Below are 22,500 nucleotides of genomic sequence, written 5' to 3'. Positions count from 1 at the left end.
TGCCACCCCCCACAATTGAGAAACATTCTCATCCAGATTAAGCCTTGTGTGACAAGATACCGAGTCACCTTCCCAGGGTCAAGGTGCTCTCCCCAATTTGGGGTTGTTCCTGCCAAAGATGGCAGCCAAGTCCCAATAGATGATAGACGTGGAAGTTCGGAATTCAAGGGTGAAGTCTGGCATTTTTGGTTGTGGAATTTTCTGACAAACTTCGTCCTTCCACTATATAAAGTGCTATGCAGCCCCCTCGACATTCCCAGAGCCACTTTAGTCATCGCCGTTTGGCGCTCACTAAGCCATCTGTGAATCATGCCCCAAATTGGGGTTCAGGCACGCTGGAGCACTGACATACGCGCTGACGTTACTCCCAATGGACGACAACTACCGCTCCCTGATCTTTCGGTTTCGGAACGACAGACTGCCACTCTTCGTGCAGATGCAGGGTCAATGATAGTGACTCAGTGGCAATCGCGAGGGTGAGAAGGGCCACTCCCAGCTTAGTGCTCACCCCAATTTGGGGCGACCCACGCACGCGAATCAATAGTCTTGGCGAGCGCCTACGCACAGACCTAGGACTACTGGCATCAGGTGGCTATTCGGATTGTCACCCCCACTCGAATCATAGCTGCAGGCTCATCCCAATTCGGGGACGTTCATTCCTGATTGACCAGGCGCCTGGTGTGCTCGGATTAACGCTCATGCCGGCTCACATGATCGCCTTTTGCCATCCGCCACCCGCAAGCCCATCCCCAAATTGGTTTTGTCATCCTTGACTGTCTAAGGGGTCTAGCGTCGACCATGCCGAGACGATTCGCCTGCGACTCAATCAGTTATCAGCCATGCACGCCCTCCTCCTCTCCTATTGTGCGCGCCTGGCATCGGACTTCTCCATGACACCTTGGCGCCCAGATTTAAGGGACGACACATGCCAACCCAAATTGGGGTGCGATCTGCAAGACAGTTAGACGAGTGGACACCAACATACTCGCTAAAGGTTTCGCCTTGCAGAACAGCGGCCTCAAGCACCATAGCCATCGGTTGCTTGGGCACGGGGGTTAGGGGCATATAGGGAAGGAAGGTTAGCGCCCCAAATTGGGGGTTGTCTAGCATCCAAAGACGGCAGTGATAACATGCCAGGTGACTCAAAGCTGCGAAGTCACTCGCCGCAGATCCCGGTCGAAAGGGACACCGGCGGCCAGTCAAACTTCGAGGAGTCAAATTTAGGCAATGACTGACGACGGCAGTGCTCTGGTCGATGGTCGTCCCCTTAGTGGCCTCAGGCACCCATCCACAATGAAGCCTACCCGGCGCAGAGTGGATCACCCCAATTTGGGGTATAGGGCTAGCCAGGACTCACATTCTAAGGCGACTAGGGGTAACAGACTGGCAAGCCGGAGCTGGTTTGGCAGCGCACTGGCTAATAGAACTCAGGTCACGACCGACAACCAACTCTACCCCAAATTGGGGGCGACGCTTAGTGGATAAGCCCTAATGCATACGAGCCAGGCGATAGACTCGCCGCCTGGTCTAACCTCGGCTGGGTATATCCTCAGAACACCACCATCGACCTCCTTAGACTGACCAACCCCAAATTGGGGTGGTTATGATCAGCTGATAACTGGACTGTTACAGCCATCGCAGGGCGTTGCAAGCCTGCGAGGAAGCTGTGACAGCAGGCGATTACCCGCAGTCTAGCGAGCGGCGGATTACCCCAAATTGGGGTTGCGCCACAACGAGCACAGATAGCATGTCCGATCAGCTTGCTTGAGAAGCTAGGTGATTTATCACTGGGTGCAGGATGAAAACCCAATTTGGGGTGGATGGCGTCCTGCAGTTTCAGCCAAGGATGACTCGATGCCCCATGGTGCCAAGCATACCCGAGGAAGTGCTAGACGAGGGCAGTCGGCGTTGCGAACTGGGGAGCACCCCAATATGGGGTGGGTGGCTCACACCAAAAATCACAACTTAACAACACTGCTCGTAGCTGATACGAGAAGCAGTAATCGACTGCACCTGCGGATCCCCAAATTGGGGTAAAGCATCAGCCCCAAAACTAGAGCCTGTCGCTCGTAGGCCCCACTCACGAAAAGACCGGAAGGCCAGCAACGGATTCGAGGCAAAATTGATGACGACCCCATTACCCCAATTTGGGGTTACTCACATCCACTTAAACACAACCAAGGTCAACATGCTATACGAGCTACCAAGGTGGAGGGTGTCTACAAAGGTGCGCTACCGCAAAGCAGGGTGGTTAACGACTCACGGCGCTGACCGAAATTTTTCATGCCCGGAAATATGACCAACGACTACCCTCGCAGGAAACCCAAATTGGGGAAATCGTTGGGTGCTGCGGGCAGGCGAATCATTAACGCACCTGACTATAGGCTTCAAGTGCGCATCGTCCAGTCATCTTGACCAGCGGACGGTGGCGTCGATGGATTGATGGCACCCAACCGCTGGCCCCTATTACGTGCATGGAAGACCAGAAGCAAGAAGGGGAGGGGAGGGAGGGGGGGGTGTGCGGAGAAAGGGCATTCAGTTCAGGGCATTAAACATCTAGGCTGAAGCACTTGGGGCAGCTCTTCATGGGAGGCTAGAGCATGAGAATCAGCGCCAAAAATCGCCCAGGAATTATCAAGCGAGGCCCACTGACAAGCAATAGCGAGACATCGAGCAAACCAATGAATCTTGGGCTGCGGTCGCATTGCAAATCATCAACACGCTAAAGCCGCACGCAACCGGCGCGTCTTTGCTCTGGCGTCACCAGCAAGAGCCATAAGCGGAGCAAAGTGCTGGGTCAAGCAAACATTCTAAAATGAAAGAGGGGAGGGAGCCCTGAGAAGCCCATGGATCTAACAGAGATGCACGCCAAGTAATCGGATCATTCTCGTGCCCATTGCTGTTATTCACTGATCACTGCTGTCGTGCAGGTTAGAGCTGAATCCAGTGCAACCGTTTCACATTGACCCAGAACAGTTGGCATCCTCGGCAGGAAAATCGATTGCATAGACACGCAATAACCGGGCAACTCAACGAGCACAAACGATAGTCAGCTAGATTGATGGCCTGTCCTATAAAGCTTGACCAGGGAGACGGTGATTCCGGATCCCTCGAAAACGAGCAGGGGCGACGATCTCACCCTGGGTAGCCCAGTCCCAACGACGGAAGTCACAGTTAAAGTTGAGCAACCGAAGCGGTGATCCGGCGAGTCCCGCAGATCGTTTCCGAGGCCTTAACGAGATGTTCCTTTAATTCAAACGGAGACTGGAAGAAACCATCAATAAAACGCAACGCACGGACAGGGGAGGGGTATAGAAGCATGAACCTCCCTGATCAGCTGCACGATTCAATCGAGAACACCGTGCGGTTGATGGCATTTAGCCACTATCAAGTGTTAGCACGTTTTCAATCACGGGTATAAACCAGTAGAACCGGACTAAAACATCAGCAATCCATTGATTTTACACGATTTTCTATATATTCCAGTTTTTGTCCAGTATACCCCATTAAAAATTCTGAAACTGCAAACCCAATCAATACGGCGTTGTTCGGTCAGGCACTGCTAGTTAAGCAGGTATCATGTTGGACGACACTGGACGAAAGTACCTACTTATGTGATGATACCTGGACTCTAACTGGACACACCGCAAAGCCACGAAATCCGGGCTTTCGACTGCCACATCCGCACCTGGACATCATGATGATTACCGGACGAACGCTCAGAGATAAAGCAATTGACAGTTTCGGTCTGGCCGAGGCCGGTATCGCTTTGGTAGCCCTGGATCAACTGTTGAAAGTGGCCAACCTCGGTGAGGATGACAACACGTCGGACTTGTTCGATGCAGAGGACTGGGATTCGGTTGTTGAAACCGTCGTGAGCAATCTGGAGGGCAAGGGGAGTCAGGCCGAACTTGCTGCTGTACAAGCCAAGCTCATGGTCTGGCGGATGGTCTACCGCCTTGAAAAGCTCTCAGGCAATCACCTGGCAAGCGAACCGGAGCCCGCTGAGCTACTACCCACGCGTGCGGCCTATGCCCCGGTGGATTTGGGCTCCACCTTTCTTCGCGGCTGCCTCTATTATTCCGTGCAGACCCTGGTTTCCACCCCGCATGTCGTGGATGGAGTAGCACAAGCGGGCAGCGAATCGATTGATGTGGTGGTAGTGCGATCCGACCGCACACTGCTCAATGTGATCGAAACCAAGTCGACCAAGGGGCGCCAGTCGCATATTTGTCGCCTAACCGATGGCACCTGCTGCAAAAACCACCCATTGCAGGGTTTCAGTCGACTTGGTCATGGGATTCGATACAACGCTACCTGGCCAATGACTACACCCCGCAAAGCCTGCGGCACCTAGCCAAGCGTGTATACCAGCACCTGCATGCCAAGGTGTGGCTTCCGGATCCTGATGATTACTGGGTACTCACCTTTTCCTGCATCACCTCCTATGTCCAAGCCATCTTCGATGCTGTGCCTTTGATTCTACTCAATGGTGAAGGTGGCACAGGAAAGAGCGACCTGGGCAAAGCCATGACAGATGTGTCCTGTAATGCGGTCATGATCGGCAAGACCAGCCCCTCCTCGATGATTCGCCTGATGGATGAGGCCAAAGGCTTGGTGGTGATTGACGACCTGGAATCCATTGGGGCAAGAGCCTCGGGCGCCGGACGCGAATCGTTTTCAGAAATGGTGCAGGTGTTGAAGGTGAGCTACAAGAAAGCTTCCGCCAACAAGGTGATCACGAATGACCGCAAGAAAACCGAGATCGTAAATTTCTTTGGGGTCAAAATTGTCTCGAACACCACAGGAGTCGATCGGATCCTGGGAACACGGATGATTCAAATATCCACCCAGCTTATCCCCAAGGATCAGCTGGATCCGTTTCTTGCCCGACACGAGCTCAGTTCCGATGAACTGCATACACTGCGAAATGAGTTGCACTGCTGGGCCTTTGACCATGTCAACGACGTCAGCAATGGCTACCGCAACCTGTTCGGTGCCAGCGCCGATCGTGAACAGGAAATTGCCGCACCGCTGAGAGTGCTGGCCAAGCTGTCAGGCCTGGCGGAGGCGGAACAGGCGATTGAGCGCTCGCTGGAGAAGCAGACAGAGCGCAAGATCACATTCCGCTCGGCCACCGATGCTCTGGCCTATGTGATTGAGCAATGCGCGAGGGAAGGGGCCAGAACGATCAGTGTGGTGGAGGTCATGCTCCGCCTGCGTCAGGCCATGGGGCAAAAGCCCATCAAAGGCAAGCCCCTGGTATGGATGAAGCCTGAGTGGGTCTCGAAGAAGCTGCGCGAGTTAGGCTGGGTGTCAGCGAGCGCCGGTAGAAAAAACCTCTACGGCTACCAAATGCGCATTCTTGGGATTTCCGATGACAAGCGGCTGGAAGTCGGAGCGTTGACCAAGGAGGCCAGGTCGAACGATGCTTTTTGCAAGGGTTGCCTGGAATGTCCATTCAGGAATTATGGGTGTGAAATCATGCCTTATCGCGTCAAGCGCGAAGGCCTGTAACTGCCCACATCAGCTCGCGAGAAGCCAGGGACGGCTCGACCGCTCTGGCAACCGCACAGCATTACATTCCGGCGAGCGAAGAGCTCAATAGCAGGTAGGCGAATTACGGGGGAATGCGCAGGAAACCCAGCGCCGAGAGAGTCCAGTGCGCTTATCTCATATATTGTTTGGGTTTTCCCGTTATTGGTTGAAGGTGATACCAGAGTGATTTAGTATTACCTATATTGACTGATAACGAGAATAAAAAATGTCAGAAAATCACCTTTTCGCGGGCGTTGATGACGGCAACCGCGAGACGAAAATTGTGCTATCCAATGGACTGCGCATCTCCACACCCTCCAGGGCCATGAGTGGCCTGTCCAATCAGATTTCGCTCAACGGCGCGAAAAGCGGCGTGTTCAGCTATCTGACCCAGGACGGCCCGTTTTCGGTTGGCAATATCGAGGCGGCTGAAGATACGGCCTACGATGGCTATCCAACCAGTGCCCAAAACCGTGTCATTGTGGCTCATGCGCTGCGCCAGCTCGGCCTTAACCAGTCACATACACTGGATATTGTCACCGGACTTCCACTCAAGCGCTTCTACCTCAACGGCGACCTGAACAAGGATCTTATCGGACGCAAAAAGAAGAACCTGAAAATCTACGATGTCAAAGGTGTGGATGGTTATGCCCCGGCAGTCATCAAGCGGCATGATGTGCTGTCTGAGGCGATCGCCGGCTGGGTCAACTACGTCATCCAGCGCAATCCTGAGGGCAAGCTGAGCATTGTCAAGGACAGGGCCCTTGAGCGCACAGCAATCATCGATATTGGTGGTCGCACGCTTGATATAGCTGTGGTCAAGGACTGGGTGCTCGATCGAGATCGCTCCACCACCGATGAAATCGGCATGATCAAAATCGTCACCGCCCTCAAGGATCGTCTGTATGATTTCTTTAACGGTGTCGACCTGACTGACGAGCAAGTCGAACAAGCGCTCACCACGCGCCAAGTGAAGGTCAAGGGCAAACTGCATGTCGTCGGGGAAATCGTCGATTCCGCAACGATGTCGGTGCTGAACAGTATCAAGGCCACCGTCATGCGCCAACTGCAGAAGTCCGGTGACATTGACACGGTATTTTTCATCGGCGGCACCAGCGAGTTCCTGAGGCCCCACCTGGCAGATTGGTTTGAGCAACAGGTGCTGCTGGAAGATGCCGCATTTGCCAACGCCGAAGGCATGCTCAAGTACGCCGAATTTGCTATGGGGCAGAAGTAATGCGCCATCGCAAGGTCATTAGCCTGTATGAGGCTGACCCCAGTCATGCTGAACTCCTGGAGTATCTGGAGGGCATTGAAGGCCGGAATCGTCAGGCCCAGGCCTTGCTGCAAATGCTCATGATCGGGGCTCGTGTCGTCCTGCGTCAGGAGAGTGGTGAACAAGCCTGGTTTGCGGCGCGCAACCCCGACGTGCGCACCGTGCGTAGAGAGGCAAAGGCCCGGCAGAAACCGATCCCCGTTTCCGAAGTGCCAGCGCTAAGCTCCACTCCCCCCGCAGGGACAGCGCCACAAGCGCCTGCAAGCCTCCCGGTTCCGCCACGGCGGGTTGATGTAGAGCCCGAGCCTATAAGCCCGAAAGAGCCTGCTGAGGGGGTTGTGGAGCTCGCAGGCACCTATGAAACCCTGCCATCGCCCCCAGACAACGCCGCTTACCCCGATGAAGACGACGATGACGACTTCATGGATCCCCTACAAAGACTTCAAATGATGAGAGAGGAATAGTCATGGCTCAACGCGGAGCGGGCGCTTCAGACACCAACATGGAGATGTGGGCGTTTCTGATTGTCGTCCTGGTTTGTCTGGCCTTTTGGCTTATCAGCCACAATTTCTGGGTGTACGCAACGATGTGGCGGTGGATCAGAATTGCCGAAATTTCACTATTCGCCTTCACCGTGCCTCAGGCTGTGGAAAATCTGATCGGCGTTGATTTCGGCGCCGGACTTCGCTTCCTGCTGGACACCAAGCCGACCTTGATGACCGCGTCGATGATCAGTGGATTCGACAACATTTATGTGAAGTTCTTCAACTGGCTGCCAGGCGGCTTCCTCGCCATTGCCGGCGCCAAGCTATTTTTGGCGTCGGAAAACGTCTCGTTCGACAAATACACCATGGAATCGTTGCTGCTGAAGATGTCGAGGGCGTTCCCGAACAACCGGATGTTCTTGAACGTTCACCCGGAGCTGACCCCGCTGGATTTCTACCCCGATGATCCGGACAGCTATGAGTACTCGATGGCAATGACCGAGCGTCAATTTGCCCAGTGCGTTCCACCCGTGGGCCTGGACAAGGAAGCCAAGCGCGATGCGTCCTTGCGCAAAGCCATCTGGGATGGTCAGCAGGGCTTCAATGACGACCTCTGTCGCAAGGCCTTCGACAAGCAGCTGGGTAGCCTGTACATGGGCCACAATCGGCTCACTGAAGACGAGAAGAAGCTGGCAGACTTGTTCAGAAGCAAAATCCTGGTCAAGCGCGTCGAGGTTCTGCCCATCCTCATGGACTACGTGGCGCAGATCACCGAGCATCGGAATACAAACCGGCTGATTCCTACCGACAAGAAAGCCCTGGCCGCCCTGGACATCAAAACCCTGCCCAAAGCTCAGGTCAAGCTGCAGGAGGACTTTGGTTCCCACAAAGCGCTGGTTGAAATGCTGACCGCCATGATCGACGGGATGTACAAGAAACACGGCGCCACGCTCAAAGTCAAGGAGTCGGACATCCGTTCGATGGTCTCCAACAAGGATCTGAAAAACACGCTGCGTCACATCATGGCCGACAGCAGATTGGCCAGGCATGCTTTCACCTACACCGGGCTCATGACCCTCCTGGAAGCCGCCCGCGATGGCGCCACCCTGGCACCATCATCGTTCCGCTGGCTGAAGGGGCGCAACCGCACCCTGTGGTATGCCCTCAACTGCGTCGGCAAGAAAACTGCCTTCACCGAATCAGCTGGCACCTACGGGCACTGGCTGCTGGAGAAAGAGATCAAGATCAGCGTCCCGCATGCTGAAACCACCGAGGCGATCGAAGCCTTGCGCATTGCCCTGGAATTGCCGGCGCGGGCGGGCGCCGCCAAACAGGATGAGTGGACTTGAGTCGGCGTGACTGTGTCGAGATTCGCGAGCAGCCAATGACCAATGACTGCTCCCGGATCTTCAACATCCTCAGTGACTGGGCGCACCTGGAAGGGCAGGGCGGCTGGGCCGACGAGGTGTTTTCAACCCAAACAGTCAGGCATGTCCTGAATGCCGCCAATTGCCATGCCCAGCGCCTTTCATTTGCCCTGAGTCTTCTGCTGGGAATTGAGCCAAGCGAGTGCGCGAAGGCCCTGGGCGCTCCCGAGGAGATCGCCAGGCTGGAGTCTATCCTGGAGCGGTGTCGGCGAAAAGAGGGAAGGATAAAGATTTCCTAAAATTCGCTTTTGATGTAAATTGGTCGTAACTGGATTAACCCTATAATAATAAGAATGGGCAAACCATGGTTCACGGTATTTCCAAGAATGCGGATCTTGATCCGGCGTTGCTACATCGCGAGGTGCGCCCGTTCCGTTATCGGATCAAGGACTTCTTCGCCATCGCAGGTGGTGCAGTCACGGCCTTCTTTGGCTGCTCGGCGTTCATCACCCCCTGGATAGGTTATGGGGCCGCCTCCGACTTCATGATCTTCTTCGGTTTGATTATGCTCATGCTCAGCCGAAACAATCGTCGGGCCTACCCTCTGCGCCGACCGATGGATCCGCTGGAGATCGACCCGACCGTTAAGCTCAAGCCCGAGGACAAAGGGGATCCGAAAAAAATTCTCAAGCGGCGGATGGGCAACGGCATCATCCTGATTGGCAATGACAAGGTCAGTGGCGAGGCGTTTTGGGTCTCCAACGATGATGCCCGTACCCATATGCTGGTGTTCGGATCTACCGGCAGCGGCAAGACCCGGTTCTTGCTGGGGCTGTTCTACCAGGCCCTGTTGCTCGGTTCCGGGGTCATGTACGTCGACGGGAAGGGCGACACGACGGTATTTGGCCTGGTCTTCTCGATGGTCAGGCGCCTGGGTCGTGAAGATGACCTGCTGCTGATCAACTACCTGACAGGCTCAAAATCACCCGGTGCAAAAGGCGACGGGACACGCCTGTCGAACACCACAAACCCCTTCGCCTACGGCCCGTCCGCCCAGTTGCGCTCACTGGTCGTGAGCTTGATGCGTGACGGTGGCGGCGACGACATGTGGAAAGGCCGAGCCAGTGCATTGCTCGCCGCCTTGCTGGACACCCTGGTCTACCTGCGTGATTCCGGTGAGATCAACATGGACGTCGGCAAGTTGCGTGATTACATGCCACTTGATAGGGTTCTTGAACTTACCCAGCGCCGTGATATTCCTGAGCATGGCATTGTGCAGCTCAAGAAATACTTGCTCGACCTGCCCGGCTATAACGAAGACGATGCACTCAATGGCTCGCTGTCGCCAAAGTGCTACGAACAACATGGGTACCTGCAAATGCAGCTAACCGAGGTGCTCTCTGAGTTGTCCTCGACCTATGCGCATATCTTCAACGCCCCCATGGGTGAGGTGGACTACAAGGACTTGGTTTATAACCGCCGAATCCTGTTTGTGATGTTGCCAGCCCTCGAAAAAGACCCGGACGCGCTGTCAGGTCTTGGTAAACTGGTCGTAGCCGGGGTTCGAAGCGCACTGGCGCCAGCACTGGGCGAAAAGGTGGAAGGCTCCCACGAAGAAGTTATGGATGCCAAACCCACCAACTCCGATGTGCCGTTCCTGCTTATTCTCGATGAATATGGGTATTATTCCGTGAAGGGCTTCTCGGTAGTTGCCGCGCAGGCCCGATCGCTGGGTATTGCGGTAATCTTCGCCGGCCAGGACTTCCCGAGCTTTAAACGTGGGGGCGAGGACGAAGCCAAGTCAGTAACAGCCAACACCAACATTAAAGTCTTCATGAAGCTTGAAGACCAGGGCGACACTTTCCAGTTGGCTGTTGAACGTGCGGGCGAAGGTGAAACTGCTGCGACCGCAGGTCATGAAGTCAAGGGTGAATTGGTATCGGGTTACGCCGACAACCTGCAAACCCGCATCGAACGCCGCAAGCGGATCACCATTCGCGACCTGGTCGATCAGAAGCCTGGCGAGGCACATGTCATGTTTGGTGACTTGCTGGTTCGCTGCAGGTTGTTTTACGCCGAACCCAACCAATCACCTGAGTACCGCATCAACCGCATGTTGATGGTGAACCGCCCACGGCAGGAAACCATCAAACAGATCACCCAGGCCCGTGGCAACATTGGCAAGGTCTTCGATTCTGGCCTGCCGCTGAGCAAGCTGAAAAACACCGATCTTGATGCGGGTCTGAAGGCCCTATTCACCGGCTACGAATTAGCCCGTGACCGCAACCAGGATCCCAATGGCAGTGCACGCCTCGCCTTTGGCCTGATGGAATACCAGGAGCAGTTGCTCGACGAAACCTTCGTGAGAGCAATCAAGGGGGATACATCACCAGTCGCTCCACAAAAAGCACGAGTGGAGCCGACCATCACTGAGCGACCCCAGCCAACTGCCGATCAGCACCGCGAAGAGCGCAGGGTGGAGATCGACAAGGCCCAGGATGACGAACTTCAACACCAGGTCAGTTCGGGCCTGCCATTCATGCGGGAAGCCTACGAATCGGACAATGAGCTGAAGGAAGAAGCGAAAGGCATCTATAAATCGCTCTCTGAGCTCATCAACGACACCATTCAAGAGCAGATCGATACCCATGAAGAGCCTCTGTCGCCGAAGGCGCAGGCGGAAGCACTGCCATTGCAGCAGTTGAAAGCGATTGAAATGGAGCATGGCCTGGATGAAGAGGATGCTGAAGCCGAAGCGCGTCGTGGCCTGGAGATCATCGATGAGCGCATTCAATACCCGAGCGAGCCACAGCCCAGTCGCCTCAGCGAAGAAATCGTGAGTAAGACTCTGGAGCTGATGCTCAAGCAAATCGACAAGAACAAGGACGCCTGAGCTGCAGGCACACACAACCCGGCAATGCCGGGTTTTTTATCGAAAAAATAATTTTCAATTGAATTTAGCAGGTGATTGCTGCCCCAGATCAAAACAACGGCGATTTTATAACTGAATCCGCGCCAGGTGCGAATTGTCACTGTGTTTGCTCATTGCGGAAACTGAAGTTAATAAGAATAAGAGGAAGCCGTCATGTCCCTAAGCAGCCATTACAACCTGCGCGATCTCAAAAAGAACGTGGAAAACATCCGCATCGACAACCTGATTCAAGCAGTCTCGGGGGCCGAGCTGCACTCTGGCGATGACAAGACCAAGCACTTCCAGGCCAAGCTGCTGATCGACGTTCAGACCCTGAACCCGGAAGAGATGAGCCTGCTGCGCGACTCCGCTCCGTTGCCAAGCTATGCCGGTGGCAAGTTCGTCGCTGCCTATCGCATGGGCAAGCAGTTCATGGAAGAAAACAAGGACAACATGCATGAGCTACTCATTGGCAAGCTGTCGAAGGCCGTGACGGCCACCTACGAAGCCCGCGTTGAGCAGGCCAATGAGGGTGTGTTCATGCGCGACTCCCAGCTGCCTACGCAGAAGGAAGGCTTCTTCGCCAGACTGGTCGGCAGCTTCACCAGCAAGCCGAAACCGGTTCACCAGGAGTCTTCGATGGGCATGCGCTAACCGCGCTTGGCAACACAAAGGATTTGCACGTATATTGACGTATAGGCGTCAGTTACACGCAGATCCTTTTTCATTGTCAACGGATACCCCAGGGACTTGAATAATCGCCAATCCGGGGCTACGATTTGACCACAAATTGATTCGAGGTACTCGTTATGTCTTCAGAAAGCCGCGCAGGTACGCCCATCCTTGGCAGCGTCGAAGCACTCAAGAAAGGGTCGACTGCAGGTTTTGTAGGCTATCCCACTCGCTATATGATTGGCGACCATCCATCTGACCAGTACGTGGAAGGGGTTGACCAGGCGGGGGCGCGGTTTATGCTGCAGCTGACGGTGCCAGAGCGGTTCATTCAGGAAGCAAAGAAGAAAAAGGACGTCATCATCCCCGACCTTGCCTCACTCAGTGAAACCCATCGCACAGCCCGCAACCCCTGTTTTGCTGACGAGACCAACGGCCCCGGCTCAATGACAGGGGGAGTGTTCCTGGCAGAGCAGGTCAAGGTGGTGGATGCCGAAAAGAACATCCTGTCGTGCAACTGGCTCTCAGTGTTGCGCGCCGAAGATCGTGCGGCCAAGCCCAAGATCGGCGTGGGATACCTGGAGATGAACCGTATCCCCATGAACACTGCGGAGTACGAACAGCAGCGTATCCGCCTGATGGAGATGAATACCATCCTGGAGGCGGCGACCGAATCGACTGAAGAGCTGGAGGGCATGAGCCTGCTCGAATACAGCATGATGCGCGAGCAGCTCGCCATCGACCTGTACATCAATCAGAAAAAGAGCTTTTACATCGGCGTCGATGTACAGTACCAGCGCCTTGAAGCCCTGAATCTGGACAACGAGGCCAAGGTGCGCAGCACCATCCTGGAAATGATCGAATCCAACAGTCAATGCGGCATGTACGGCGGCGTCATCATGCGCCCCGTTGATAACTCGGGACAGTCTCGCATGGTTCAGGTGGATGGGATTCGCCGCCTGAATCACCAGTTCGATTACCGGGAGCAGAAGGTACCCGATGTCACGACCATCTGGGATGAATTTGTCCCGCGTGGTTCGGGCTGGCTCAAGTTCATGAAGAAAAAAGGCTTCGAGATCGAGATCATTCCGATCCAGCGTGTCAACTGCGGCCCCATTTCCAACGAGAAGTACCTCAAGGAATTCATGCGCGGCGGCCATGGCATGCCCAAGCAGCTCAAGGCTTTTGTCGACAAACGCTTCCACTTCGCGCCGTTCGTGAATTTTGCGAACCAGAACGCCTACCTGGCGTGCCCGATTGCCATGCGCAATGCCGACACCGTCAAGCGTGAGTTTCGGGCGAACAATACCGTGCTTCTGAGCAGCATTCATGCGTACGGCAAGGCCATTGGCAACGTCCTGGAGCTGGACAAGAATTGCGAACGCACCCTGAAGCTCTCCGCTACGCCTGCGCCGTTCGTGCGCGCCCCACGGGACGATCAACCAGCCTATGGCCAATAACGTTGCTGCGCGGCGCCAGGAGGCCTCTCAGACGGCCTCTGTGGTGCCAGTCCTGCCAGGCTGGTCGGTTGGCCAGATGAAGGCGCACATCAACCACCTGGTGCAGGCGCAGGAATACCAGGCATTGCGCGACCTGCACATGTTGCACTTGAGCGATGCCAAGCAAGGGCATATGGCCGTCTTGTTAGGCACTAGCCGATCCTTCAACCTGTTCATCGTCACCACCTACGCGTCCTTCGCGCCCGAGATCAGCCGAGCGGCCATCGAATTTGGCAGGCATCTGTATTTGCGTGACGGCATCGTCGGTGACGTGCAGATTGAAGCGATGCTACTGGAAACCGCTTGGGCCTTGGCATTTTTCCAGGACATCGATCACCTGGAGATGTTTCCTGCCGAGTTCCAGACCCTGCTCCTGGAGCATGGCGCCCCTGTCCTGGCCAACATCAGGGCATTTGAGGGTTTCCCGCTGATCAACCTACAGCACGGTTATGAAACAGCCCCGGTGCGCTGCATCAAGAATCTTCAGCTCATGGCGCCTGGCGACGACGCCTAGCCCTTAACACCATTCAGGATCATTCCCTGGCCGCGCTGGTCGTGCAGCTCAACCTGGTTACCCGCGATGACCTGGACGGCATCGACAATGAAATTGTGCGGTGTGCCGTCCTGGAAAGTGAGTTGCTCTAAGGGCGCCTCACAAAAGCAGTCGCCCCTTTCCTTTAGGGCTCAGGCTCACAGATCGGTTTTCGACTGTTCTCGTTAATCCGGTACTCCACTGAGGCCGCCTCGGTGGGCAAGGGCACCTCCCATTTGAACAGCATATCGCGGATACCCTCATTTTTCAGGGAAGTGTCCCGCTGGTTGTTGCGCTGATAAATGACCTTCTCGGGTTGCTCCAAGTACACCAGCTGCACGTCCGCATGGTAATCATGAAGAAAATCGAGTGTCTGGGCGCGCATTTGAGACGACAGCAAGGTGGTGTTCCAGACAAAGGGCTCCTGTCGGCGCAGCAGCTCCCTGGCCTTGTCGTAGGCATAATGCGCGGCAGCCCCGTTGTTCTTGCCATACCGCAGCCCGAGTTCGTCACGGGCATCATCAATGGACACCACGGGAAGCCCTGGGCGGTGATGGCTGACCCAGTGGTTTTTTCCAGATGCCGGCATGCCGCACATCACGGTTACCTGCGAACCTGTGCGCTCACGGAAGAACGGGTAGTCCGGCGAGATCGAGGCGCCGCGCAGGTAGCAGAGCTTGGTGTAGGTGTCCGGAAATTGCTTGGCCGATCGCAGGCAGCCTTCTTCCTCGGCAAGCATGCGAAACAGCTCGATGTCGGCCAGCACGTTCTGCTTGTCGTGATAGACCCGCCCTTCCATGTCAGCCACGGCCATGGCACACAGCATCCACAGCTGCTGTTCGCAGGACAGCTTGTGAATCAGGAACTCAGCCGGCTTGCCGCTGCGCTTGTCACCATTGAGGGCAAAGAAGGGCAATTGGTGCACGGTGATGATCCGGCAGATTTCCTCACGCAGCTCGAAAGGCACCCCAGCCCGCCATAGCAGGATCCTGGCATCAATCGCGCCACGTCGCGAATGACCGGGCTGGCCGATTTTGCCAGTGACGGGATCAATCACCGTGGTCGAAGGCTTGGCGATGTCGTGTAGCAGTGCGGCGTAGAACAAGACAAAGCGTTCATTCTCAGTCGCGCTGCGGTAGTCCTGGCCGTTGACCATGGCGCCCACCACCAGGTCGGTATGGGCAAGTACGTTCCCCTCTGCGTGATAGACGGGGTCTTGGGGGGTCGCCTCCAGCAGTGCAAGCGCGGGGATCAACTCGATCAGCGCTTTCATGTCATGGGCCTGGCCAGGGTCAGCCACCAGCTTCTGCATCTCTTGGTACGTCATGCGAAAAAACCTCTTCAAGGGGGTGGAGATAAAGGTCAATCGTGCAGGGAGACCTTCACCCCTGGTATGTCCAGCCGCTCAAAGAGAGGCTCATGGTGTTCAAAATTCGGCGTCAGTGAATGGGTACGTCCAGCGAGCTCAGCCCGCTGTTCCTCCGTCTGGCGCGGAACATCCTGCAAATCTAGGCAGAGATTTGCAAGATAACCTTGCTCATAGCCAAAGAATGCCTGAACCCGAGCGCCTCCCCCGGTGAGCACCCACACAGGGCCTCGTTCCAGCGCCAGGCAGTAATTGTACAGAGCCTTGATTTTGGCGTGGTAGCAATCGATCATCATCTGACGGTGGCCAATCGCGTGTCGGATACGGTCGTCGCTCCCGGTTCTGGCATAATGAGTATCCTCGTTCACGCAGTAGGGGACGCCATCATGTGGTGCGAGCATCATGGATCCACTGAATCTCGCCCTGCCGTCAGGAACAGAGACTGTGAGGCCGTAATGCCCCCACATTTCAATCCGTTGCTCATCGGTTTGCTCAACGGGTGGCTTCGTCAACCCCAGCAGTCGAAGGTGCGTGGAGATGAGGCTGATGTCATCCAGGCCTAGGTTGTCAAAAAAGCCTTCTGTGCGGGAAAAAAACCCCTCCATCAATTGTCTGTCTCTGGCCGGGAGGCCTTTGACGTATTTGATGATTTTCTGCGCGGAGACGGCATCAGTAGAGGGCGTCATCGGAAGGCCTGTGCTGAGCAATTGGTATGCCCAATAATAGGGGAAACTCAAAGCCAATATCCATATTATTCACCGCTCAAACGGAAAAAGCCCCGAAAGCATCACCTCCAGGGCTTCTGCTTTGCACGCAAATCAGGCTGCGGCGGTATCCTCGACCTGATCAAGCTGGCTTTCACGGTGACTCACGCAGGCATAGACGTAATCGATCATCACCACCGGGATATCGAAATACAGGGCCTTGAATAGCCTGAACACCTCCTTTTGGAAGGATAGGTCGGGTTTTTCCTGGGCATAGGCGCGCAAGTGGATGCCGGCGCGGATGTGGTCAGCCTCCTCCAACATGGCTTTCCACTGGGTGTCGATCGCATGCAGCAGGCTGCTATGGATCATGGCATCGCGCTTGTCCTGGAGCTGAGATGAGCGGGCCCGCAGATCAAATTGAATCCAGTTGACCAGCTGATCCTTGAGACCCTGGATCTTGTAATGGTCATTTTCAAAGTCCGCGTACATCCCATCAAACCAGTCACCGGACAGCCCCCAGCCTACCAGCTTGTCGCGCAGGCCTGCCTTGTTCCAGGTCTCCGGGAAACCCTTGCCACTGTTGAGGTAGATGCACAGCATGCGCTCAACGGCCTGTTCGACCTTGTTGCTGGCAAAGTCGAAGATGGTTGCCGGATCCTCAGCCAACAGCTCATCACGCAGCTGGAAAAACACATGGCGCGGTTTGTCGATGACCGAATCCTGCTTCAGGCCTTCCTTGCGCGAGGTCATGTGAATGGCCTGTTTCTTGGCCTGCGCTTTGGCGATGGAGCTGTTGATCATGCTGTGCTCGACGCCATCATGTTCGCCCAGGCCCAGGGCCAGGAAGAATCGCTTGAGGGCATCGCCACCGTAGTTCTTGAGCAACGGGTCGTCCAGGGCAATGTAGAAGCGTGAAGCCCCTGGGTCGCCCTGGCGGCCTGCACGACCTGACAATTGCAGGTCAATGCGGCGGGAGTCGCCACGCTCGCACCCCATCACAAACAAGCCACCTGCCTCCATGACTGCCTGCCGTTCGTTACGGCACGCCTCTTCCACGCGGGCAATCGATTCCTCGTCAGCCTCCTCCTCGACCATCAGTTCCGGGTTGCCACCAAGAATGATGTCGGTGCCACGGCCAGCCATGTTTGTGGCAATGGTGATGGCGCCCAGACGCCCCGCCTGGGCCACAATCATCGCTTCATGCTCGTCTTGCTTGGCATTGAGCACTTGGTGGTCGATCCCCAGCGATTCGAAGCGTGCGGAGAGCTGCTCGGAGTCGGAAATGCTGCCGGTACCGATCAGGATAGGTTGGCCGGTGGCGTGGATCGTTTTGACATCCTCGACAATTTTCCGCCACTTGCCTTCCTGGGTCATGAAGACGATGTCGGGATGATCGACGCGGATACGCGGGCGGTGAGTCGGGATAGGGACAGTGGTCAGCCCGTAGAGATCATGGATTTCCTTGGCCTCAGTCATGGCCGTACCGGTCATGCCACCCACCGAGCTGTAGAGCGAAACGTAATTCGACAAAGCAATTCGCCCCAGCTCTTCCGACTCAGGCTTGATGGACAAGGACTCTTTCGCTTCCACCGCCTGGTGAAGCCCATCGTTCCAGCGCTTGCCGTGAGACAGGCGTCCCGTCTCCTGGTCAACGATAATCGCTTTGTCATCCGCGATGATGTAGTCCCGGTCGCGAACGAACAGGTGCGCAGCTTTGGCACAGGCGTTTAGGGCACGCCAGATGTGGGAGCGTGACGGTTGCCAGATTTCATCGCGGGTAGCAATGACACCCTTGTCCAACAGATAGTCTTCGGCCACGGTGATGCCGCTCTCGCTGAAGAACGCCGAAGACTTGGTGCGATCGACGATCAGGTGCGATTCGTAGCCGTGGTTGTCGACGAGGATTTTCTCCAGCTGTGTGCGCTTGTCTTCACGCATGTCTTCATGGGTCAGCGACGAGACAAATGCATAGAGATCAGTCCACAGGCTCGGATCAAGAGCCCCATCGCCCGAAAGCACCATGGGCGTGCGAGCTTCGTCAATGAAGATGGAGTCAGCCTCATCAACCAATAGGAAATTCCGGCCTTGCTGCATGAGCTGTGCATGGCGATGGACGATGTGGTCACGCAGGTAGTCGAACACAAACTGCGACGGGGTGCCGTAGACAATCGAGCATTGATAGGCGATCTGGCGAGATTCACGACCGAAGTTGTCCTGCAGATAACCCACGGTCAGGCCGAGGGCTTCAAACAGGGGGTCAAGTTGCTGGGCATCACGTCTGGCCAGAAAATCGTTGACCGTCATGGCATGGGCGCGAGTCTGCAGGCCATTCCAGGCCAGCGGAAGCGCAGCGGTGAGGGTTTTGCCTTCACCCGTGGCCATTTCGGCGATACGGCCATCCGCCATCGCCAGGGCGCCCATGATCTGCACTTCATAAGGGCGCTTTCCAAGCGTTCGATCAGCCATCTCGACGATGATTGCAAAGCCCACCTGCATCGCTTCCCGGTCGGTGCGACCGCGAAGATTCTGGAAACTGTTGGCAAGCGACCCATCGGGGACGCCCCCAAGGCTGAGGCTATGGTGCTGGATAATCTGAGCTTCTGCACGGTATTTGCGTACGCTTCGACCAAGCAGATAATTGTCTAGTTGTTTGATCATCGGGGGGATCTCCTGTATCAGGAAATCCTACTGTATTTCGGTTTTGCTGTAAATTGAGTGGTTTTACGGTTTACGCTTTGACCGTATATTGGGTTATGGGTATATTGACTCATCAACACACGGGTTGTCCGATCCGATTGAGAGGTCATCACAATGAAAAAATCCATCCTTGGGCTGCTGGCGGCCACGGCCATTCCGTTTATGGTCGTTTCGACACCCTCCCATGCCAGTACTGAAGCACCCGCAGCGGCCACTCAGGCTCCAGCAAGCACCCAGACCCAGGCTGCCAATTTCAAATTGAGTCTGGTCAATCCAGTCACCCATCAAGCGGAGTCGCTGTCGATCAGCCAGATCACCAATGCGGACAAGATGCGTGAGTTCATCGTGCCACTGCCCAATGCGGCAGAGCTGTACGACACCTACGTGAGCAAAGGTTATCTGCCCCTGCATGCCATGATCCTGACCAGCTGGGACGTCAACGAAATCATGCGTTCCGTGAGCCCGTCCCTGCCGGACAATCCCGCCATGCGTGAAAAAATCGCAGGCATCCACAAAATTTATCAACCCGCACAATAAGGTCTGAAGATGCCATCGCGATACAACAACAAATTGGCAACGATGCTCCATTATCAGGAGCAGCTCAATAACGTATTCGACCCCCAGTGGCGAGTGAACCGCCATGCCTACCTGCGCGCAGCCAGCGTCGAAAGCGGCGAAATGATCGAACATCATGGCTACAAGTGGTGGAAAGCGGTGCGCAAAGACGTCGTTCAGATGCAGCTGGAATTGGTCGACATCATCCACTTCTACCTCAGCGAAGTGGCGCGCATTGCCAACGATCCGGACAAGGCGCGTGAGGATCTGCTGGCAGCCTGGGCAGTCGAGGACACGGTGGTTGTCTTCGACAACGTGGAGTACGTGATTGAAGACCTCCCTGCCCTGGAGAAAATGGACTTGCTGATGGGCTTGTCCTGCGCCAAGCGGATCAACTGGAGCTTGTACCGCGCCATCATGAAAGATGCTGGCCTTTCGTTTGATTCGCTGTACTCGATCTACGCCGCCAAGAATGTGCTGAACCTGTTCCGCCAGAACAATGGTGACAAGCAGGGCACGTACATCAAGGTCTGGTCGGGCCGCGAAGACAACCTGTACCTGGAAGACCTGATGAAGAATTGGGTGCCTGATGACGGCATGGAGCTGCTGTACCAGCGTCTGGGCGAGTGTTACGCCGAATTTGCCTGAGGGCTGACAACGAAAACCCGGCAGCGCCGGGTTTTTTCATGCCTGGATTTCAGAGGTTCCAGGGCGCAAACGGTGCGCACCAGGCGACCGAGGCGCCTCCAGAGGCTTTGATCCGGTGTTTCTTGATGTTGAACGAGCACAGACTGGCGATCGCTTTTTTGCAACCACAGTTGCCCTTGACCGAGGACGCCGCACTGTTTCCATCAAGCACCGACGCTGCACAACCCATCAGGTCGGTTGCTGGATTTTCCTGCTGACCAATCAGTTCCTCTCGGTATTCTTTCTTGTTGAAAGACCCCGTGTTGGTCAGCATATCGTCGTTCGCAGGAATCGATAGGCAGGAAAGATCCGCAGCATGGGACACGGATGGGATTAAAAGCGAAAACAGTAATGCGCCGAGTAATTTTTTCATCAAATCCACCTCTTTTTGCTAGTATTGATAAAGGGGATGACAATTTCAAGTGGCTTTGGCAACCCGCCCAGAAAAAGGCGGGAATCTTCATGCAACCCGTGCCAATCAAAACCGCTCAGAAAGCCTTGAAGAGTTAGGGAAGCAAGCCGATAGCCCTAAGGCCCAAGGCCAGCACCGTGCTGGCAACGATTGCCGGGCCCGCTGGAACGGCTTTCGAACCGACCAGGCGGGCAAATACTCCAGGCTCCCATTTTGACCAGCGCTTGCACATCTGGGTAAGGATCAGCATGGGCAGAAACATGAAAAATACCAAGAGCACGTCCGAACCCAGCAATACAGCGGCGATTGAAAACAGATGGTAGTCTGCCATGCCCATGGGTTTAGCCCTGGTCAACCAGGTAATGCCCTGGAAAATGCAATATAGGGAAAAAAACACGGCCAGGTGTGCCACCATGGCCTGTTCAACGCCCACGCCGATGCCAGACATGGCCAACACATACCCCAGCGCAGTGGTGCAAAACAACAATGAATCGGGGATGAAGCCCTCAATAGCGTCAATTCTGGCCATCAGCACCAGTAGCATCACAATGATGCCCGTAATCAAGCCCGCCATCGTAGGGCCCATGGTGAAAGCCACCGCCATGAAGACTGCGGCGCCGACCAACTCCATCCCCAGGTACACGAAACGGATGGGTGCCTGGCAGCATGCCGACTTGCCGCGAAGCAATAACCAGGAGAGCAGCGGGATATTGTGGTAGGCAGGGATCGGCTTTTTGCAGCATGGGCATTGTGAGCGCCCACCCAGTAGTGACAGTGGCGTGCTGAGATTCAAGCCTGTGACCTTACCCTTATTTAGGCTTACCCAGGCTGTCGCCTCGGCATGGTTGTGGGCAATTTGAATGGCGGGCCAACGTAGCGCCAGAACATTGAAGAAACTGCCCAGGGCAGCCCCCAGGAAAATAAATATCGACCAGAACGCATGCGGAAGATCCGCATACAAGGGAAAATCGAGAATGGACATTTGGCAATCCCATAGCTTGTTATTAGATTGGCAAATATTGACACGTCAGGGGGATTATTTCAATTTGCAGCTGGGGTGTGGATGACAGTGAGAGACGGGGGAGACGGGAGGGGCAGGTTGACGCAAAGGCAGGTCATATAGCGTTTATTCCCGGTGAACACGTCCTCACCGGGAACGGTCAGGCGTAGCGGGTCAGGCAGACTTGATCAGCGAGGATCGACCAGAGCGAAACTGGCTCAAGAGGTCGGGGAAACCGTGGCTGATGAAACGGATAGCCCTGGGGTGGAGCCTGCGACTAGTGTTGGCGGGATGGGCCCAGGTCAGGACGGCATTGAAATCTTCAGATGAGGTGTCAAGACCAAGTTCAGCGGCCTTGTCCAGAATGCCTGGTCGAATCACTTTTGCCCAGTAGGGGCGCAGCTCGGTATCAGGATGGGTCACCCTGAGCCCTTCGACTTGCTCAGCGATGGCGGGAAAGTCCTTCATCCGGAAGGCTTCTGCCATGCGGCTCAGCGTCTGTTCGAAATTCAGCTCGATCATCCACTGTTCCGCGTTGCTCATGCTCAGCATGGTCGCAATGGCTTCTGCGGAAGCATGAGGCAAGAGTTCGGGAAGCTTTGGCTCGACAAAATTAACCGCCTTCAGACCTTCAATATTGACTGAAAGCATAAACTGGCCGAAGCTAATAGATGCCTTGCTTGAGTACATGGGGTCTATGTAGGTGAGCGTGTTCATCAGGCCTCCGAGATCTGATGGCCTTTATATGGCATATTGAGAACTGCGTCAACAAAATTTCGCCAAAGTTCCGCCAGGG

The 22,500-nt window shown here is 55.4% G+C and carries 18 protein-coding genes; 12 read left to right on the top strand and 6 right to left on the bottom strand.

Annotated elements, in window-relative coordinates:
- Positions 1 to 3,697: 3,697 nt before the first annotated feature.
- From DV532_RS30160 to DV532_RS30115, 10 genes are all read left to right on the top strand, one after another.
- Positions 3,698 to 4,357 carry a hypothetical protein gene (locus DV532_RS30160; protein ID WP_162949028.1) on the top strand — a complete coding sequence of 220 codons (660 nt, stop codon included), beginning with the start codon at positions 3,698 to 3,700 and terminating at the stop codon, positions 4,355 to 4,357.
- A gap of 32 nt (positions 4,358 to 4,389) precedes the next feature.
- On the top strand, positions 4,390 to 5,517 hold the full coding sequence (locus DV532_RS30155) for a DUF3631 domain-containing protein (RefSeq protein WP_120715538.1): 1,128 nt from the start codon (positions 4,390 to 4,392) through the stop codon (positions 5,515 to 5,517).
- Positions 5,518 to 5,764: 247 nt separating this feature from the next.
- Entirely contained in the window at positions 5,765 to 6,775 is a 1,011-nt protein-coding gene (parM, locus tag DV532_RS30150; RefSeq protein WP_082476776.1) for a ParM/StbA family protein, read from the top strand.
- On the top strand, positions 6,775 to 7,278 hold the full coding sequence (locus DV532_RS30145; protein WP_056797637.1) for a hypothetical protein: 504 nt from the start codon (positions 6,775 to 6,777) through the stop codon (positions 7,276 to 7,278). The genes parM and DV532_RS30145 overlap by 1 nt, the downstream gene beginning before the upstream one ends.
- A gap of 2 nt (positions 7,279 to 7,280) precedes the next feature.
- Positions 7,281 to 8,648 (top strand): hypothetical protein, encoded by a 1,368-nt coding sequence (locus DV532_RS30140; protein ID WP_056797641.1) that lies wholly within the window; start codon positions 7,281 to 7,283, stop codon positions 8,646 to 8,648.
- Positions 8,645 to 8,965, top strand: a complete 321-nt coding sequence (locus DV532_RS30135; protein WP_056797643.1) for a hypothetical protein — start codon at positions 8,645 to 8,647, stop codon at positions 8,963 to 8,965. The genes DV532_RS30140 and DV532_RS30135 overlap by 4 nt, the downstream gene beginning before the upstream one ends.
- Before the next feature lie 65 nt (positions 8,966 to 9,030).
- On the top strand, positions 9,031 to 11,559 hold the full coding sequence (locus DV532_RS30130; RefSeq protein ID WP_056797647.1) for a type IV secretory system conjugative DNA transfer family protein: 2,529 nt from the start codon (positions 9,031 to 9,033) through the stop codon (positions 11,557 to 11,559).
- 192 nt (positions 11,560 to 11,751) lie between these two features.
- Entirely contained in the window at positions 11,752 to 12,231 is a 480-nt protein-coding gene (locus DV532_RS30125; protein ID WP_056797648.1) for a hypothetical protein, read from the top strand.
- Between the two features lie 155 nt (positions 12,232 to 12,386).
- On the top strand, positions 12,387 to 13,709 hold the full coding sequence (locus DV532_RS30120; protein ID WP_082476777.1) for a hypothetical protein: 1,323 nt from the start codon (positions 12,387 to 12,389) through the stop codon (positions 13,707 to 13,709).
- Positions 13,699 to 14,262, top strand: coding sequence for a hypothetical protein (locus DV532_RS30115; RefSeq protein WP_162949027.1), 564 nt, complete (start codon positions 13,699 to 13,701; stop codon positions 14,260 to 14,262). Before DV532_RS30120 ends, DV532_RS30115 begins: the two co-directional genes overlap by 11 nt.
- A 163-nt stretch (positions 14,263 to 14,425) precedes the next feature.
- Here the strand turns inward: DV532_RS30115 and DV532_RS30110 are convergent, their stop codons facing one another.
- The 3 genes from DV532_RS30110 to DV532_RS30100 form a co-directional block, all read right to left on the bottom strand.
- Complete coding sequence (locus DV532_RS30110; protein WP_056797657.1) at positions 14,426 to 15,607, bottom strand: AAA family ATPase; 1,182 nt, start codon at positions 15,605 to 15,607, stop codon at positions 14,426 to 14,428.
- Positions 15,608 to 15,642: 35 nt separating this feature from the next.
- Positions 15,643 to 16,383 (bottom strand): hypothetical protein, encoded by a 741-nt coding sequence (locus DV532_RS30105; RefSeq protein WP_120715536.1) that lies wholly within the window; start codon positions 16,381 to 16,383, stop codon positions 15,643 to 15,645.
- Positions 16,384 to 16,464: 81 nt separating this feature from the next.
- Positions 16,465 to 19,011, bottom strand: coding sequence for a DEAD/DEAH box helicase (locus DV532_RS30100; RefSeq protein WP_056797665.1), 2,547 nt, complete (start codon positions 19,009 to 19,011; stop codon positions 16,465 to 16,467).
- Positions 19,012 to 19,164: 153 nt separating this feature from the next.
- Here DV532_RS30100 and DV532_RS30095 point away from each other — a divergent pair, with 153 nt between their 5' ends.
- Together DV532_RS30095 and DV532_RS30090 are read left to right on the top strand one after the other, a co-directional pair.
- A complete protein-coding gene (locus tag DV532_RS30095; protein ID WP_056797667.1) occupies positions 19,165 to 19,587 on the top strand; it encodes a hypothetical protein in 423 nt (140 codons plus the stop codon).
- A gap of 9 nt (positions 19,588 to 19,596) precedes the next feature.
- The gene (locus tag DV532_RS30090; RefSeq protein ID WP_082476778.1) at positions 19,597 to 20,253 is read left to right on the top strand and encodes a dUTP diphosphatase; all 657 of its coding nucleotides are present in this window, start codon (positions 19,597 to 19,599) and stop codon (positions 20,251 to 20,253) included.
- 49 nt (positions 20,254 to 20,302) lie between these two features.
- On the opposite strand, the gene DV532_RS30085 is transcribed toward DV532_RS30090, so the two are convergent.
- The 3 genes from DV532_RS30085 to DV532_RS30075 all read right to left on the bottom strand — a co-directional run bounded on the left by DV532_RS30085 (position 20,303) and on the right by DV532_RS30075 (position 22,421).
- Positions 20,303 to 20,665, bottom strand: coding sequence for a hypothetical protein (locus DV532_RS30085; RefSeq protein WP_056797672.1), 363 nt, complete (start codon positions 20,663 to 20,665; stop codon positions 20,303 to 20,305).
- A 133-nt stretch (positions 20,666 to 20,798) separates the two neighbouring features.
- Positions 20,799 to 21,686, bottom strand: a complete 888-nt coding sequence (locus DV532_RS30080; RefSeq protein ID WP_056797675.1) for an A24 family peptidase — start codon at positions 21,684 to 21,686, stop codon at positions 20,799 to 20,801.
- A gap of 192 nt (positions 21,687 to 21,878) precedes the next feature.
- Positions 21,879 to 22,421, bottom strand: coding sequence for a hypothetical protein (locus tag DV532_RS30075; protein WP_056797678.1), 543 nt, complete (start codon positions 22,419 to 22,421; stop codon positions 21,879 to 21,881).
- Positions 22,422 to 22,500 lie beyond the last annotated feature (79 nt).

Origin of the sequence: Pseudomonas sp. Leaf58 (assembly GCF_003627215.1) — a bacterium.
GTDB lineage: Bacteria > Pseudomonadota > Gammaproteobacteria > Pseudomonadales > Pseudomonadaceae > Aquipseudomonas.
Note: the sequence above shows the minus strand (reverse complement) of the source record. Positions and strands in the feature narration are given on the sequence as shown.